Genomic DNA, 14,077 nt, shown 5'->3' on the forward strand with positions numbered 1-14,077 from the left:
GACGATGCTGGTGACGGAGAAGCCTGACGGGGGGCCGGTTGCGTCGGAGCTCCGGCCGGCCTCGTCGGAGGCTCTTGAGGGGCGGATCCGCGGTTTGCAGCATGCGCTCGGGCAGTTGTTGGACAACGCGCGGCGGCTGACGTACGGCGAGCATCAGCGCGCCGTGCGGCTGCATCGGCAGTTGCAGGAGCAGACCGCGACGGCCCGTCGGGAGTCGCGGTCGCTGGTGGACGCGAAGACCGCCGAGGCGCTGTCGGAGGCCGAGCCGAAGGCCCGGTTGCTCGCCGATCGGCTCGCTCCGGGTCTCGCCGCGGTCCCGCCGAACGACGCACGCTGGCGTTCGCGGCAACTCGTCGGCGCCGGCGTCCCGGCGTACGTTCGGGTCGGCGAGCTCGACGCGGGTACGCCGGTGGTCGCGCCGCTGCTCCGTACGAACGGCTGGAAGGTGACCGGCGACCGCAACGAGACCGCGCGCCGGCTGCTGCAGAGCATCGCGCTCCGGCTGGTCGCGGCTGCGGAGCCGTTCCGGCTGCGCGTCGACGCGTTCGACCCGAAGCTCACCGGGATGATGGGGTTGCTCGGCCATCTGACCACGAAGTACCCGCAATTGGTGCCTAGGGCAACGCATACCGCGGAGCAGCTGCACACCGTGCTGTCCGGTCTCGTCGACGTGTCGTCGCTGCGGGCCAGCCGGCAGGCGCAGCTCGGGCACGAGCGGTTCGAGGACTTGCTGAAGGAAACCGGCCAGGTCACCGATCCGTACCGGGTGGTGATCCTCTTCGACTACCCGTTCGGCATCGACACGCTCGCGCAGCGCGACCTGCTCCGGCTGGCCGCGACCGCCGGCAGGCGCGGCATCTGCTTTCTGGTGCACTACGACGCGTCGACGGCGGCCGAGCTGGACGTCGACTCGAAGCAGTTGCTCGAGCTCCTCGATCCGGTTGCCATCGTCAACGATCGGGTCGAGGTCGCGCAGCTGCCGCCGGCCCGGCTGGATCCGCCGTTCGACGCGTCCGTTGCCGCGGGCATCTGTGACGTGATCGCCGAGCAGGCCGAGATCGCCGTGCTGCCGACCATCGACTTCGAGCGCACGCTGCCGGATCGCCTGACGTGGTGGCGACCGGTCAAGGACGAGATCGGTACCGTGATCGGGTACGACGATCGCACGCCGGCGCTGGTGCGGTTGCGCAGCGGCAACCCGGCGCTGCCGCACGTCCTGGTCGGCGGCGCGGTCGGCCAGGGCAAGTCGAACCTGCTGCTCGTGATGATCCACGGTCTCGCCGCGCGCTACTCGCCGGCAGACCTGGAGATGTACCTGCTCGACTTCAAGCACGGTGTCGAGTTCTCCGCGCTCGGCCCGGGTCCTGATCGCCCGCACTGGCTGCCGCAGATCCGGGTGCTCGGCGTGCACAGCGACCGCGCGTTCGGCCTCGCCGTGCTGCGGCACCTGTCCGACGAGCTTGCCCGGCGCAGCGAGGTGTTCAAGTCGCACGGGAACGTCGCCGACATCGCGGAGCTCGCGCCCGGCCCGGACCGCCCGCCGCGGATCCTCGTCGTACTGGACGAGTTCCAGGTGCTGCTCGAGGACGACGACGAGCTGGCGGACGAGGCCGCGAAGCTGCTGGAGCGGCTGGTGCGGCTGGGGCGGGCGTACGGCGTCCACGTGGTGCTCGCCACGCAGACGATCGAGGGCGTGAAGCGGCTGTCGACGCGGCGGGACTCGATCTTCGGCCAGGTGCCGTACCGGATCGCGCTGAAGACGACGCCGGCCGACTCGCAGGCGATCCTGCGCAGCGGGAACACGGCGGCCGCCGAGCTGCAGTTCCGCGGCGAGGCGGTGCTGAACGCGAACTTCGGATCGCCCGACGACAATCAGCACGTGCTGGTGAGTTTCGCGGACAAGCGCGTGCTGGACTCGTTGCGCGAGGAGCTGTGGACACGGGCCGGCGATGCCGCGCATCCGCCGCGGGTGTTCCACCTCGCGGAGCCGGCCCGGTTGACGGACACCGCGACGGCGGTGCAGCCCGAGCTGGGGCGGCCGTGGACCGGGTTGCCGATCGCGGTGACCGAGGAGCCCGTCGCGGTCGAGGTACGGCCCGAGCCTGGCGCCGGCGTACTCGTGCTGGGCGACGGGCCTGCCGATGCCTTGGGCGTGCTGACCGGGCTGGCCGTGTCGACGGCGGCCGGAGCGGTGGAGCCGCCGCGATTCGTGTTCGTCGACGGTACGAACTCGGCGCCGGCCGTTGCCGAGGGCAAGGACACGTTGGTGCGGGTACTGCGGGAGCTCGGCTGCGAGGTCGAGACCGTGGACAAGCACGACGACATCGCGCCGCGGTTGTTCGCGCTCCGGGACACGATGCGGAACGGGCAGGCGGGCGGGACGTACCTGCTCGGGTTCGGGTTCCACGGCGTACCGCGGATGCAAGTGCACGCCGAGGGGTACTTCGAGAGCCCGGCGAACGCGCTGCAGGAGATCGTGCGGGACGGGCCGGCGCAGGGGCTGATCACGTACGGCTGGTGGAACCGGCTGCACGTGTGCACCGAGCAGCTTGGGTACGGGCGTGGGAATGTCGCGACGCACATGTTCCTGAGGCACCCGCAGGACGGCGTACGCGCGGTGGCCGGGCCGCTGGTGCGCTGGGCGTCCGAGCCGCATCGGGCGTTGCTGTGGGACGGGCTGCATCCCGAGGCACAGGTCGTCGTACCGTTCGCTGCTCTGCGCGCGGACGAGGTGGAGCGAGCGGTGGAGTTGCTACGGCGATGAAGACTGACGAGCAGGTGTGGTCGGAGTACGTGCGGGCGCTGCGGACGGTCGCGATGGCGCGGACCGACGCGCAGCAGGCGCAGGACCGGGTGACGGCGCACAAGTCGAAGGCCGAGGCGACCGCCGCGGCCGAGGCCGACGCGATGGCCGAGCGCGGGCGGAAGCTGCAGACCCGCCTGAACGCCCTCGCCGACAAGGCCGCGGAGAGCCTGCAACGAGCCGGGCTGCCGGCCGAGGGCAAGCGGTCGAACCACACGCTTCCCGAGATCCGCGCGCTGAACGACATCGAGACCGTCGCCGCGCGGATCACCGAACAGCTCGCCGAGTCGGTCGACCAGCTGGAAGAACTGCGCACGTCGGCCCGGCGGCTCCAGGAGCTCCGTCGGCGGCGTACCATCAGCGCGGTCCTGGCGCTGGTCGGGTTCGTGCTGGTGTGGGTGTTCAGCCGCTCGTTCCTGGCCGGGGTCGAGGCTGCCGCGATCGCTGCCCTGACGATGCTGGCCGCGTCCCGGGTGCTCGGCCTGCCGCGGCTGCCGGCCGCGCGCTGGTGGGGCTGGGGCGGTGCCGGGCTGGTCTTCGTCGCGATGCTGGCGGGGCTGCCGTGGTGGATCGGGATCCTGGTGCCGGTCGTCGTGGCCGGTACGGCGATCGTGCTGCCGAAGAAGCGCAACTAGTTTGGGAGTGGGTTGAGGTGTCCGACGTACTGCGGCTCAAGGAACAGCTGCACCAGGTCTCGATGGAGGCCAAGCAGGCAGCCGGGGGACTGGCCGGGTTCAAGCTCCGGTTCACCCAGCACAGCCAGCTGGTGGAGAGCCTGATCGCCGGCACCGCGACCGGTATCGACCGCGACATCACCGAGATCCTGGAGGCCGCGAGCAAGGCGGTCGAACAGGCCGCCGAGGCACTCGAGATCGCGTCCGCCGGCTGCAAGAACTACGCCGACCAGATCTGAATTGGCTTCCGAGCTGCAGCGGGTCGCCCGCGGCCTGGTCGACTGCTTCGACGAGATCCCCCGCGTCGTCGACCAGTTGCTGCGTACGGCGGCCCGCTGCCGCGAGAACGCCCAGCTCGCCCTGATCGCGTCCCGCGGCCAGGCGACCGTCGCCGCCCAGCAACTCGACGCCGCCGCCCATTCCTGCGAGGCGGCCGCCCACTACCTCTCGATGGCACCTCCCAAGGCTCGCGGCTGGGCGGAGGGCCTGATCGGCGCGGCCGGCCCGTCCACGAACCGCCCGTCCTCCGACTCCGCCGACCGCAACAAGTCGACGAGCGGTACGGGCGTCCGGATCCGCACGACCCGGTTGACCGCGACGTACGACGATCTAGAAGTTGCCGAAGACAACGAACCCCCGCTGGTCACGGTCTCCCGCACGGCCTTCGAGAAGTACCGCAAGACGGCCGAGGAGGACTCGCACGAACCTCTCGAGTTCGAGATCACCGTCACCGAAACCGGCGAGATCATCGTCGAAGAACGTGACGAGAAGGAAGAGGCCGAACGCGAGGAGCGCCTCACCCGTGACTTCGAACTCACCCCCGACCGCGACGACGAAGACGAGCCCCCCGAGTTCGAAGAACGTGACGAGAAGGAAGACCAGAAACGCGAGGACCGCCTCACCGCCGACCACGAGCTCGACGTCGACCTCACCGAGCAGGTAAAGACACTCCTCGCCACCATGGCCGAATCCGAGGGCCAAGAATGGCAACACGCCACCCTCACCATCACCACCGACAAAGTGGAAGCCACCTTCGACTACGCCGAGGCCCCCCAGTTCGCCCCGATCACCGTCGACATCGAGCTGCCAGAACTCGCGACGCCCGACAGCTTCGACTTCGACCCAGCCTTCGATCCCCGCCCCCTCGAAGCCGACTTCGCGCCGGGCGTGCACGACCCCGAGAACTCCTTCAAACCGCACGAGCGGCTCATTGCCGATCGCCTCGCCGAGGAGGAGTGGCGCGTCGATGCCCGGAGGGAGGATCACTCCTCGGGCGACAAGGACCCGGACGCGACGGTGCGCAAGCACGCGGACAGACGTGGAACGGTCGTCGAGTTCAAGACTCCGAACCAGAACGGCGCCAATATTCTCAGACGCAACATCTGCGACGCGAGTGCTCAAGCAGCCGAGGTCGTCATCGACGGGCGGAACATCGATCTTTCAGAGGCCGACGCACTGCGCGCCTACCGCCGGGCACTCGGTCAGCCCGGCAAGACTATTGCTGACATCGTCCACGTCATCCTCGGTGACGGACGGCTGGTCACCTATCGAAGGGAGAAATGATGTCCGTCGTCGACAGTGTCTTTCTGGCGGTGTCCGGTGGACCTCAGGAGGTGAGCGACTGGTTGGTCGAGGGGGTCGGCGCGGAGGCTATGACGGCTGGGGCGGAGGAGGTTCGGCTGCGGGCGCGTGGGGCGACCGGGGAGGGCTGGTTCGGTGTGGTGGTGCAGCCGAACGGGTATGTCGAGCCGGATCCGGCGCCGGATGAGGTGCAGGCGATGGATCGGTATGCGATCGAGGTCCAGGTCCGTGGGGGCTCTGACGACGCCCTTCATCGGGAGGCGGGGCGCTTGTTCGACACGTTGATCGCTGGTCACTCCGACCTACCCGCACTTCTCGTGCACAACCTCGACACACTGGTGTCCGCCTATCTCCCCGGCGCCGGCAAGCACACCTTCGACCCGCAGATCACACCCGATGTCGAGGACATCGACACCTGGCGGCCGTGGGTCGTCGGCTGATGGCGAACAGCCACACCATCTTCCTGGCTGCTGGCGAGCCGCTCGAGACGACGGCTGGACGGATCGCGGCCGCCTTGCAATTGGAGCGCGTCGACGATCCGGATCTGAAGGACGATCAGTACTTCTTCCGCGGGCGTGCGCGGACGGTCGACGGGAGGGTTCTCCTGGTGGTGGGTCCGAACATCTACGGTGAAGACAACCCTGAGCCGGAGGACGTGTCCGCGATCGATCGGTACAGCGGCGTGGTCGACGTACGGATCGCCGGCTCCAGGAACGAGGAGCAGCAGCTGCGCGAGGCCCGCGCGCTTCGACGAGCTCGCAGCAGCGCGGCCACCGGTGGCCCTCGTCCTGGTCCACGCGATGTCCCTGATCATGGCGGCGTACCTGCCGGGCTCCGGCGTCCACACATTCCCGGCGGAGACCTCACTCGACGCGGACGACATCAGCGCGTGGCAGTCCTGGGTTGTGGACTGAGGTTCTGTGGTGGACACCGATGAGATCTTCCTGGCGCTGGCCGGGCCGTTTGAGGAGGCGGCCGAGCGGGTGGCCAGGGTGCTCGGGCTGGAGCCGAATGGGGATCTGCGGGTTGAGACGGGTGAGTTGCAGTACAAGGGGCGGGCGCGGTCGTCGGATGGTGTAGTCGGTGTCTACATCGGTCCGAACACCTTCGAGCCGGAGCCTGACGAGGCGCAGGCGATGGATGGGTACGGCGTTGTCGTCGATGTCCAGTACCGAACGCACAAGCCTCAGGCCGAGGAGGCGCGGCTGGCGTTCGAGGCCCTGGTTGAGGGGCTGCCCGACGTACCAGTATCTGGGAATTCCGTTGGTCCCGGGACAGTCCGTGGGGTCTGGGGACAGGTCATAGCTTGTTCACGGGCGCCGGGGGTTGTTCACACGGCCGGCGGCTGGCCGGCTCGTCCACCTGCCCGGGATGTCGGGGAGTGGTTTCACGAGGTGTGAGATTTTTCTTCGGGGTCGCGTCATGAAGTGCTGGGCGGGCCGTCACTACCTGTGAACCCATCCCCACAGGGAAGTGGAAGTGGTTGACGTGAAGGGTTGTCTTGCGAGGTCGCTGATGGGATCCGGCTCGACTCGGTGCCGGGTGTATTGACATGGGCGACGGTGATTGTTCGCGGTCCGTCGCGGTGCGGGTGGAGCGGCGGCGGGTGCGGGTCTGGTTCGGGGACCATGTGGTGGCCGACTACCGGGCCGAGGCCGAGTTGGCCGAACGGTACGCAGAAGCCATGTCGCGGAGGTTCGCCGGGCTGCGGGTGACCAGCGAGCCGCTGCCCGATCACGATCCGGGGCCGGACCGGAGGCTGCCGGGGGAGCGGCTCTGGGAGGTGGCGCCGAAATGAGTTCGCGTCGCTTCCGGCTGATCCGGCATCAGGATGTCTCCGGTGTCAGCGGCACCGGGCCCGTCGCCGAGGGTGTGCAGTTCACCGACGGGGCGGTCGCGCTCCGCTGGTACGGCGACTATCCGACCACGACCGTGTGGGACGGCATCGATTCCGTCGTCGCGATCCACGGTCACGGCGGGGCCACCGAGGTCGAGTGGCTGGACCCGGAACCGGGTCCCGACCCCGAGCTCCCGCTGCCGCCCCGCGAGTCCCTTCCACCCCGTCCCTGGCCGGACCTGCACTCGGCCCCCGAGCCGCAGGACCCCGACCCGTTGCACTCCGAGCGCGATCTCGGTTCGTACGGCGCGGCGCCGCCCTGGTCGTCGCACCGCGTCTTCCGCTGAGGTATCCGATCCACCGGTGCCGGGTTCATCCTCCTCTCCGGCACCGGTCACCACAGGTACGGCGTACGCCTGGGCGAGCCGGTGTACGCCGTACCTGTCAGCGGTAGTTCTGCTCCGCCAACTGGTCGAGGTTGTAGAACGTCGCGGGGCCGTCGCAGAGCTCCATCATCCGCTGCGAGAACTCGGTGGTGTCGGGGCGCCGGGAGTTCTCCATCGCCTCCTCGTAGGACTTGAACTCGATGATCGAGAAGTAGCGTCCCGCCTGGTCGCGGTCTGCACAGGTGAGCCCGCGCACCGGCGCCGGCCCGTCGTTGTCGGCTTCGCGCTTCGCGCGGAACTCCTCCATCAGCGCCGTGACCTCGTCCGCTTTCGACGTCCGGTACTCGATGATCTGAACGAAACCAGCCATCTCTCCCCCTGGTTGTGAATCGACACTCACCCTGGGTGTCGCTTGCTCCGACAGTGCCCCTGGATCGACTGCCTGGCAAGGGCGGACGACGTACGGTGACCTGACGAGGGCGGTGGATCACGCGGCGTTGTTTCTGCCCTCGGCAGAGGCGGCTGGGAATTGTCGGCGGCGGCTGATTTGCTTGCCCGCATGGAGATTCTGATTCTCGGTGGTACGGCGTTCCTCGGGCGGGAGATCGCGACGCAGGCGCTCGCCCGTGGGCACGCGGTGACGTGTGTGGCGCGTGGTGAGAGTGGCGCGGTCGCCGACGGCGCGACGCTGGTCGCCACCGATCGAAGCCGCCCGGATGCGTATGACGCGGTTCCGGCGCGCGACTGGGACGCGGTGTTCGAGGTCTCGTGGCAGCCGGGGTTCGTGAAGGGCGCGCTGGCCGCGTTCGGCGCGCGGGCGAAGCACTGGACCTACGTCTCGTCGGGGAACGTGTACGAGAAGTTCGACACCCCCGGCGCCGACGAGTCTGCGGTACTGCGGGAGCCGGTCGAGCAGGACGTCGCGGACCGGGAGCAGTACGGCGAGGCGAAGGTGGCGTGTGAGCGCGCGTCGTTGGACACGGTCGGGGAGCGGCTGGTGATCGCCCGCGCCGGGCTGATCGGCGGGCCGGGGGACGCCAGCGACCGGGCCGGTGCGTGGGTCGCGCGGGCGGCGCTGGCGCCGGAGGAGCCGCTGCTGGTGCCCGACACGCCCGACCTGGCGACGGCGGTCGTCGACGTACGGGATCTGGCCGGCTGGTTGCTCGACAACGCCGAGCTGGGGCGGACCGGGACCTTCGACACGTACGGGCCGGTGGTGCCGTTCGGGGAGTGGATCGCGACGGCGCGCGAGGTCGGCGGTCACACCGGGCCGGTGGTGCTCGCTCCGCAGGAGTGGCTGGAGGAGCAGAAGGTCGAGCAGTACATGGGGCCGGAGTCGCTGACGATGTGGATCACCGAGGCCGGCTACGAGGGCTGGTCGGAGCGCAGCGGGTCGGCCGCGGCGGCTGCCGGGTTGACGCACCGGTCGCGCATGGAGCTGACGGCGGACTCGCTCGCCTGGGAGCGCGAGCTCGGCCTGGCCCGCGAACGCCGCGCCGGCCTGAGCCTCGCGAAGGAGAAGGAGTTGATCGAGGCACTGAAGGCATCAGGCCGGTCCTAGAGTGGGCGCATGCGGCTGACGCTGATCTCGGATACTCATCTGCCGGTGCGGGCGAAGAAGTTGCCGGCGCCGGTGTGGGAGGCGGTCGAGCGGGCCGACGTGGTCATCCACGCGGGTGACTGGGTGAGCGTCGGGCTGCTGGACGAGTTGGAGTCCCGTGCTGCCCGGCTGGTCGGGTGCTGGGGCAACAACGACGGCCCGGAGCTGCGGGCGCGGCTGCCTGAGGTCGCCCGGGTGACGCTCGACGGGTTGTCGGTGGCCGTGGTCCACGAGACCGGTCCGGCGACGGGGCGGGAGGCGCGCTGCGAGGCGGCGTACCCGGGGGTGGAGCTGCTGGTGTTCGGGCACAGCCACATCCCGTGGGACACCACGAGCGCGGGCGGACTGCGGCTGCTGAACCCGGGATCACCGACGGATCGCCGGCGGCAGCCGTACTGCACCTACCAGACCGCGACCATCACCGCGGGCCGGCTGGAAGAAGTTGCCCTGCACAACCTCTAGAAGGTTGCATATCACAACGAAACGCGGCCGGGCGCGTGTGGCCGACGCCGTACCACCGAGTTACGGCGCACCCACACGCGCCCGGCCGACGCTGGCCAGGTCAGGCGCTCGCTGCTTCCTTGACTCTGGTCTTGAGGCGATCGCGGACCTCTTCCGGCGTGTACGCCCGGCGCTTCCGCTCGCCCCGTGCGACCACAACACCCGTGGCAGCCACGCCGACGAGCCCCGCAAGCCCTACCACCTTCCATACCTTCATGCCGACTAACCTAGCGATGTGAACAGCCGGATTTCCTTGGATGACGCTACGGAACTGACACGAACAGGTGACATTTGGCTGTTCCGCGGTGCGAGTGCGGCGGATCGCGCGATCCAGCTGACCACGAACAGCCCGGTCAACCACGTCGGGATGGCGATCGTCGTCGAGGACCTGCCGCCGCTGATGTGGCACGCGGAGCTCGGTCGTTCGCTGCCGGACGTGTGGACCGGGACGCACCACCGCGGCGTTCAGCTGCACGACCTCCGGGACGCGGTGCTGGTGTGGGGCAACAAGTATGGTCAGCACGCATGGCTGCGGCAGCTGGAGCACCCGGTGACGCGGGAGCTGGAGGACGCCGTACTGAAGACGGTCGCGCGGCTCGACGGTACGCCGTTCCCGTCGACGGCGCGGCTCGCGTCGCGCTGGGTTCGCGGGCGGATGCCGGCGCTGCGGACGGACTCGCGCGAGCTCGAGTCGGCGTACTGCGCGGAGGTGGTCGCGCTGACCTACGAGGCGATGGGACTGCTGCACGGCCGGCGGCCGAACTGGTACGACCCGGGCCGGTTCTGGAGCGGTGACGAACTGCAGCTCGCACACGGCGCGAAACTGGGCGCGGAGATCGCCGTCGACCTGCCGGAATCCTGACTCGACGAAAACTGTCGGCGGGCTGTGATTGGGTTGTTCCAGTCGGTCATCGACCGGAGGAGGACCCGGATGTACGCCGTCATCGACACGGAGACGACCGGCCTGTTGCCGAGCCATCGGCATCGGGTCATCGAGATCGCGGTCGTGCTGCTGGACGCGCGCGGGCAGGTCGAGCGCGAGTGGGTGACGTTGCTGAATCCGCAGCGCGACCTCGGTCCGCAGCACATCCACGGGATCCTCACCGCCGATGTGCTGGCGGCGCCGGAGTTCGCCGACATCGCGGCGCAGCTGGGCGGGCTGCTCGCCGGGCGGATGGTTGTCGGGCACAACGTCGAGTTCGATCTCGGGTTCCTGCGGGCGGAGTTCGCGCGGCTCGGTGTCACGGTGCCGCTGATCACCGAGCGGTCGATGTGCACGATGGCGCTGGCCGGTTACCTGCATCCGGGCGCGAAGCGGACGCTGGGCGCCTGCTGTGCGGCCGCGGGGATTCCGATCGAGGGCTGGCATTCGGCGCTCGCGGACACCCGCGCCACGGCCGAGTTGTTCGCGCAGTACCTCGGCGCGTTCGCGGCCCCGCCGCCGTGGCAGTGGGCTTATGAGGAAGTACGCCGTTTGCCGTGGCCCGATCTTCCCAGGACAGGGGTCGCACCGACCGTGCGGCCGGTGCACGCGGGCGGCCGCCACGGATGGATGAGTCGACTCGTCGACCAGTTGCCCCGCGTGCCGGAGCCGCCGCAGGCCGACTCGTACCTGGTGCTGCTGGACACGATCCTCGCCAACCGCGAGATCACCGCGGCAGACGCCGACCAGTTGGTGCAGGTGGCCAACGAGCTCGGCATGACCCGTCCACAGGTCGACCACCTGCATCGGTACTACGTTTCCGCGCTGGCGGACGCGTCGTGGGCGGCCGGCGACGTGACGCCTGATCAGCGCAACGACCTCGACAAGGTGGCGGTGATGCTCGGGCAGCGGGCGTTCGACGTCGACGACGCGTTGCTGCGCGCGAGCAGCGGGCGGTACGTCGTACCGGATCGCCCGGGGGCGCGCGGGTTTCCGCGGGGGAGCACGATGGTGTTCACCGGGGACATGGTCGAGCCGCGGGAGGTGTGGTGGGACCGGGCGGTCGCGGCCGGGTTCGCGCCGCAGGAGGCGGTTCGGCCGGAGACGACGTTCCTGGTCGCGGCCGACGTCGACAGCCTGTCGATGAAGGCCCGCGCGGCCCGGGAGTTCGGCGTACCGATCATCTCGGCCGAGGACTTTCGCAGGCTCCTGCCACAGGCCGAGCGCAAGGCGGGATGAGCCGGCGGGGGGGTGGGACGTCAGTTGTCCGGTTGCAGGTGTTCTGGGGTGAGGAGGGCGTGGAGCGTCAGGCCGGCCCCGGTCAAGGGCTCGGGGGTGGTGGCATTGCGGTTGATCACGCAGAGGGCGTCGGTGACGGTGGCGCCCAGGGTGCGGAGTTCGTTGGTGGACAGGACGATCTGGCCGCCGGTGGTGACGACGTCCTCGACGATCGTGACCCGGCGGCCGTTGGTCTCGGCGCCTTCGGCCAGCCGGCAGGTGCCGTAGGTTTTGGCCTCCTTGCGGACGAACGCGCACGGCAGGCCGGTGTGCCGTCCGAGCGCGGTGACGACCGGGATGCCGCCCATCTCCAGACCGGCGAGGACCTCGGTGCCGGCCGGGACGAACGGGACCATCGCGGCCGCGATCTCGTCCAGCAGCACCGGGTCGGCCTCGAACCGGTACTTGTCGAAGTACTCCGTGGCCGTGTGCCCGGACCGGAGCACGAACTCGCCGGTCAGATGTGCGGTTGCGTGTACCCGGCGCCCCAACTCAGCAAGTTCCACACCCGGCACCCTATCCGGCAGGTCTTACTCCTCGTCGGGTGCCGGTTCGATCTCGAAGTGCAGTTGCTTGCCGGAGCGGATGCGTTCGATGGCGGACCGGCAGGCGGACTCGCTGATCTGAACGCCGATCTCGCCGAGCTTGTGCCGCAGGATCCGGGCCGCGTCGTCCGCGGAGCGGGCGCTGGACTCGTTGATCGCCTCGATCGTGGTGGCTGTGAGTCGCTCGCGGATGTCCGGGTGGGTCTTGGCGATGTCATGCGTGATGCGGAACTCGGTCATTCGCGACTCGCTTTCTCGCGCGCTCGATGCGGGCCGGCAGGGGTCTCCAGGATAGTGCGCGCAGCTACCTGAGAACCCGCTGGGCGAAGCTCTCGAGTCGTGTCGCGAGCCGCTCCGCGCGGACCTCGGGCGGGGCGGTCTCACCCTGCGGTACGTCGAGCTCCTTCAGCCCGCGGATGTACAGCGAGCACGCGAGGTCGGCGCACACGTACAGCCCGACGGTGTTGCCCTCGCGCCCGGCGGTGCCTGCGCGCCGGGCGGCGAACAGTGCGACGTCGCTGACGTGGTGCGCGGTGTTGCACAGGTCGCACAGCCCCGCGAACCGGCGCGCGGCACCGGACGCCTGCGTGCTGACCGCGATCCCGGTCACGCCACCGTCCCGGCGGACCACCAGGTACCCCCGGTTCGGCGCCTTGCCGTCGCGCCAGCCGAGGAAGTCCAGCGACTCCCAGGGCAGCTCAGTGAACCGCGGCGGCAACGCCATCGCCTTCACCTGGCTCTTGGTCGAGTTGACGAACGAGCGCCTGATGTCGTCGGCGCTGAGCGGTTCCACGGTAGGTCCTCCGATCCTTCGAGGACCCATGAGACCTGCTGCCCGGGCCGCTGCGCAACCCGTTAATCAAGTTGCTGCCAGCAACCGTCAGGAGTCGGCGTAGTGCGTACTGCGGTTCGCGTCGTGGTTGCGGAGGTCGACGCCGAAGTCGACCGACGCCTTCAGCCGGAGCAGCAGCGAGACCAGCTCGGGTACGTCGTCGGGTCCGTCCGAGGTGAGCGTCAGGTCGGTGCCGGCCGCGGCCGGGGCCAGCCGGAACGTCAGCGTGCGGCCGAAGTACCGCAGCTCGTAGAGCTGGTCCTGGACGGCGCGCTCGATCCGGCTCTGGCCCCGCCGGCCGTCGGCGAGCACGAACGAGATCACCCCGTCGGACTCCGGTGCCTGATCGGCCCAGAACCGCTCCCGGCCGAGGACCGTGCTGACCGCCCGGTAGACGTCACTCGCCGCCGACGCGCAGTACACCTTCTGCTGTGCCACCCCACACCCCTGATGATCCGCCGCCCCGATCTGGTGCAGTCCATTATCCGGCCATTCTCCGGGCTGAACGGCTCCAGGACACGGACACGCCGGGCTGGGGTGGACTTCTGTCCGGCTTCAGCCTCCCAGACCCCGGATCGGCTTCAGCGCGTTCGACGAACTCGAGGACTCAGGCGTGCCGGGTGGTCTGCTGCAGGAGTGCCTCGACCGCCTGGCGCAGGTCGGTGTCGTGGTGTGGACCGGACCAGACCACGATCCGGCCGCGGTCGCCGAGCTTGGTGGAGATCAGGTCGCGGGCCGGGGCGGGGTCGCCCTGGTTGACGAGGACGACGAGCCGCCGGCCGTCGCGTTGCAGCCGGTCCAGCAGCGGCGGCAGCGTGGAGCCGCGGAACACGCCGGGATCGCTCTTCACCTTGGTCTCGATCATCACGCCGCGGCCGCGGACCACCAGCAGGAAGTCGGCCCGGTCCCGGGTGAACTCGCGATCGTGATAGATCCGCGCCTTCGGCCAGAGCCGCTGCAGTGCGGCGTCGACGTCGGAGTCGTACTCCGCCGCGAGCCGGCTGACGCGTGAACTCGTACCGCGTGGCCGGAACGCTTCCGGCGTACGACGGCTGCCGAACCAGGACGGCAGCCAGTGGCGAACGTGTGTGTCGATCATCCGGTGGACCCCTCGACCT

Annotated in this window: 20 protein-coding genes; 13 read left to right on the plus strand and 7 right to left on the minus strand. The window is 69.6% G+C overall.

The genetic code is table 11. From position 1 onward, the window contains the following. The first annotated feature begins 10 nt into the window (after positions 1–10). The 9 genes from JOF29_RS12820 (at position 11) to JOF29_RS12860 (ending at position 7,242) form a co-directional block, all read left to right on the plus strand. A complete protein-coding gene (locus JOF29_RS12820) occupies positions 11–2,764 on the plus strand; it encodes an FtsK/SpoIIIE domain-containing protein (RefSeq protein ID WP_307863295.1) in 2,754 nt (917 codons plus the stop codon). Continuing rightward, the gene (locus tag JOF29_RS12825; RefSeq protein ID WP_209694417.1) at positions 2,761–3,438 is read left to right on the plus strand and encodes a hypothetical protein; all 678 of its coding nucleotides are present in this window, start codon (positions 2,761–2,763) and stop codon (positions 3,436–3,438) included. Before JOF29_RS12820 ends, JOF29_RS12825 begins: the two co-directional genes overlap by 4 nt. A 17-nt stretch (positions 3,439–3,455) precedes the next feature. Beyond that, complete coding sequence (locus JOF29_RS12830) at positions 3,456–3,716, plus strand: hypothetical protein (protein WP_130388988.1); 261 nt, start codon at positions 3,456–3,458, stop codon at positions 3,714–3,716. A 1-nt stretch (position 3,717) separates the two neighbouring features. After that, positions 3,718–5,040, plus strand: coding sequence for a CdiA C-terminal domain-containing protein (locus JOF29_RS12835; RefSeq protein WP_209694418.1), 1,323 nt, complete (start codon positions 3,718–3,720; stop codon positions 5,038–5,040). Between the two features lie 50 nt (positions 5,041–5,090). Next, positions 5,091–5,498, plus strand: coding sequence for a hypothetical protein (locus JOF29_RS12840; RefSeq protein WP_209694419.1), 408 nt, complete (start codon positions 5,091–5,093; stop codon positions 5,496–5,498). Positions 5,499–5,834: 336 nt separating this feature from the next. Then, the gene (locus tag JOF29_RS12845) at positions 5,835–5,972 is read left to right on the plus strand and encodes a hypothetical protein (RefSeq protein WP_209694420.1); all 138 of its coding nucleotides are present in this window, start codon (positions 5,835–5,837) and stop codon (positions 5,970–5,972) included. Between the two features lie 9 nt (positions 5,973–5,981). Beyond that, positions 5,982–6,458 carry a hypothetical protein gene (locus tag JOF29_RS12850; protein ID WP_209694421.1) on the plus strand — a complete coding sequence of 159 codons (477 nt, stop codon included), beginning with the start codon at positions 5,982–5,984 and terminating at the stop codon, positions 6,456–6,458. A gap of 152 nt (positions 6,459–6,610) precedes the next feature. Then, positions 6,611–6,856, plus strand: a complete 246-nt coding sequence (locus JOF29_RS12855; RefSeq protein ID WP_209694422.1) for a hypothetical protein — start codon at positions 6,611–6,613, stop codon at positions 6,854–6,856. Further along, complete coding sequence (locus JOF29_RS12860; RefSeq protein WP_245357567.1) at positions 6,853–7,242, plus strand: hypothetical protein; 390 nt, start codon at positions 6,853–6,855, stop codon at positions 7,240–7,242. Before JOF29_RS12855 ends, JOF29_RS12860 begins: the two co-directional genes overlap by 4 nt. Before the next feature lie 97 nt (positions 7,243–7,339). Here the strand turns inward: JOF29_RS12860 and JOF29_RS12865 are convergent, their stop codons facing one another. After that, positions 7,340–7,651, minus strand: coding sequence for a hypothetical protein (locus JOF29_RS12865; protein WP_209694423.1), 312 nt, complete (start codon positions 7,649–7,651; stop codon positions 7,340–7,342). Between the two features lie 189 nt (positions 7,652–7,840). Here JOF29_RS12865 and JOF29_RS12870 point away from each other — a divergent pair, with 189 nt between their 5' ends. Together JOF29_RS12870 and JOF29_RS12875 are read left to right on the plus strand one after the other, a co-directional pair. Next, the gene (locus JOF29_RS12870; RefSeq protein WP_209694424.1) at positions 7,841–8,842 is read left to right on the plus strand and encodes an NAD-dependent epimerase/dehydratase family protein; all 1,002 of its coding nucleotides are present in this window, start codon (positions 7,841–7,843) and stop codon (positions 8,840–8,842) included. Positions 8,843–8,851: 9 nt separating this feature from the next. After that, positions 8,852–9,343 (plus strand): metallophosphoesterase family protein, encoded by a 492-nt coding sequence (locus JOF29_RS12875; protein WP_209694425.1) that lies wholly within the window; start codon positions 8,852–8,854, stop codon positions 9,341–9,343. Positions 9,344–9,443: 100 nt separating this feature from the next. Here the strand turns inward: JOF29_RS12875 and JOF29_RS12880 are convergent, their stop codons facing one another. Next, on the minus strand, positions 9,444–9,599 hold the full coding sequence (locus JOF29_RS12880; protein ID WP_209694426.1) for a hypothetical protein: 156 nt from the start codon (positions 9,597–9,599) through the stop codon (positions 9,444–9,446). Between the two features lie 36 nt (positions 9,600–9,635). Here JOF29_RS12880 and JOF29_RS12885 point away from each other — a divergent pair, with 36 nt between their 5' ends. Next, positions 9,636–10,244, plus strand: a complete 609-nt coding sequence (locus JOF29_RS12885; RefSeq protein WP_245357568.1) for a hypothetical protein — start codon at positions 9,636–9,638, stop codon at positions 10,242–10,244. Positions 10,245–10,313: 69 nt separating this feature from the next. After that, positions 10,314–11,543 carry an exonuclease domain-containing protein gene (locus JOF29_RS12890; protein ID WP_209694428.1) on the plus strand — a complete coding sequence of 410 codons (1,230 nt, stop codon included), beginning with the start codon at positions 10,314–10,316 and terminating at the stop codon, positions 11,541–11,543. Between the two features lie 20 nt (positions 11,544–11,563). Here JOF29_RS12890 and JOF29_RS12895 read toward each other — a convergent pair whose 3' ends face one another. The 5 genes from JOF29_RS12895 to JOF29_RS12915 form a co-directional block, all read right to left on the minus strand. Next, a complete protein-coding gene (locus tag JOF29_RS12895) occupies positions 11,564–12,088 on the minus strand; it encodes an orotate phosphoribosyltransferase (RefSeq protein WP_209694429.1) in 525 nt (174 codons plus the stop codon). A 24-nt stretch (positions 12,089–12,112) separates the two neighbouring features. Then, complete coding sequence (locus JOF29_RS12900) at positions 12,113–12,367, minus strand: hypothetical protein (RefSeq protein WP_209694430.1); 255 nt, start codon at positions 12,365–12,367, stop codon at positions 12,113–12,115. A 64-nt stretch (positions 12,368–12,431) separates the two neighbouring features. Then, a complete protein-coding gene (locus tag JOF29_RS12905) occupies positions 12,432–12,920 on the minus strand; it encodes an FBP domain-containing protein (RefSeq protein ID WP_209694431.1) in 489 nt (162 codons plus the stop codon). Positions 12,921–13,007: 87 nt separating this feature from the next. Next, positions 13,008–13,397 (minus strand): hypothetical protein, encoded by a 390-nt coding sequence (locus JOF29_RS12910; RefSeq protein ID WP_209694432.1) that lies wholly within the window; start codon positions 13,395–13,397, stop codon positions 13,008–13,010. Between the two features lie 169 nt (positions 13,398–13,566). Beyond that, on the minus strand, positions 13,567–14,058 hold the full coding sequence (locus JOF29_RS12915) for a hypothetical protein (RefSeq protein ID WP_209694433.1): 492 nt from the start codon (positions 14,056–14,058) through the stop codon (positions 13,567–13,569). Between the last annotated feature and the right edge of the window lie 19 nt (positions 14,059–14,077).

Origin of the sequence: Kribbella aluminosa, assembly GCF_017876295.1 — a bacterium.
Classification (GTDB): domain Bacteria; phylum Actinomycetota; class Actinomycetes; order Propionibacteriales; family Kribbellaceae; genus Kribbella; species Kribbella aluminosa.

Excerpts from the sequence above, each read along its gene's own strand:
- JOF29_RS12855 (WP_209694422.1), top strand. The coding sequence starts at position 6,611 with ATGGGCGACGGTGATTGTTCGCGGTCCGTCGCGGTGCGGGTGGAGCGG.
- JOF29_RS12880 (WP_209694426.1), bottom strand. The coding sequence starts at position 9,599 with ATGAAGGTATGGAAGGTGGTAGGGCTTGCGGGGCTCGTCGGCGTGGCT.
- JOF29_RS12870 (WP_209694424.1), top strand. The coding sequence starts at position 7,841 with ATGGAGATTCTGATTCTCGGTGGTACGGCGTTCCTCGGGCGGGAGATC.
- JOF29_RS12915 (WP_209694433.1), bottom strand. The coding sequence starts at position 14,058 with ATGATCGACACACACGTTCGCCACTGGCTGCCGTCCTGGTTCGGCAGC.
- JOF29_RS12900 (WP_209694430.1), bottom strand. The coding sequence starts at position 12,367 with ATGACCGAGTTCCGCATCACGCATGACATCGCCAAGACCCACCCGGAC.
- JOF29_RS12860 (WP_245357567.1), top strand. The coding sequence starts at position 6,853 with ATGAGTTCGCGTCGCTTCCGGCTGATCCGGCATCAGGATGTCTCCGGT.
- JOF29_RS12825 (WP_209694417.1), top strand. The coding sequence starts at position 2,761 with ATGAAGACTGACGAGCAGGTGTGGTCGGAGTACGTGCGGGCGCTGCGG.
- JOF29_RS12875 (WP_209694425.1), top strand. The coding sequence starts at position 8,852 with ATGCGGCTGACGCTGATCTCGGATACTCATCTGCCGGTGCGGGCGAAG.
- JOF29_RS12865 (WP_209694423.1), bottom strand. The coding sequence starts at position 7,651 with ATGGCTGGTTTCGTTCAGATCATCGAGTACCGGACGTCGAAAGCGGAC.
- JOF29_RS12890 (WP_209694428.1), top strand. The coding sequence starts at position 10,314 with ATGTACGCCGTCATCGACACGGAGACGACCGGCCTGTTGCCGAGCCAT.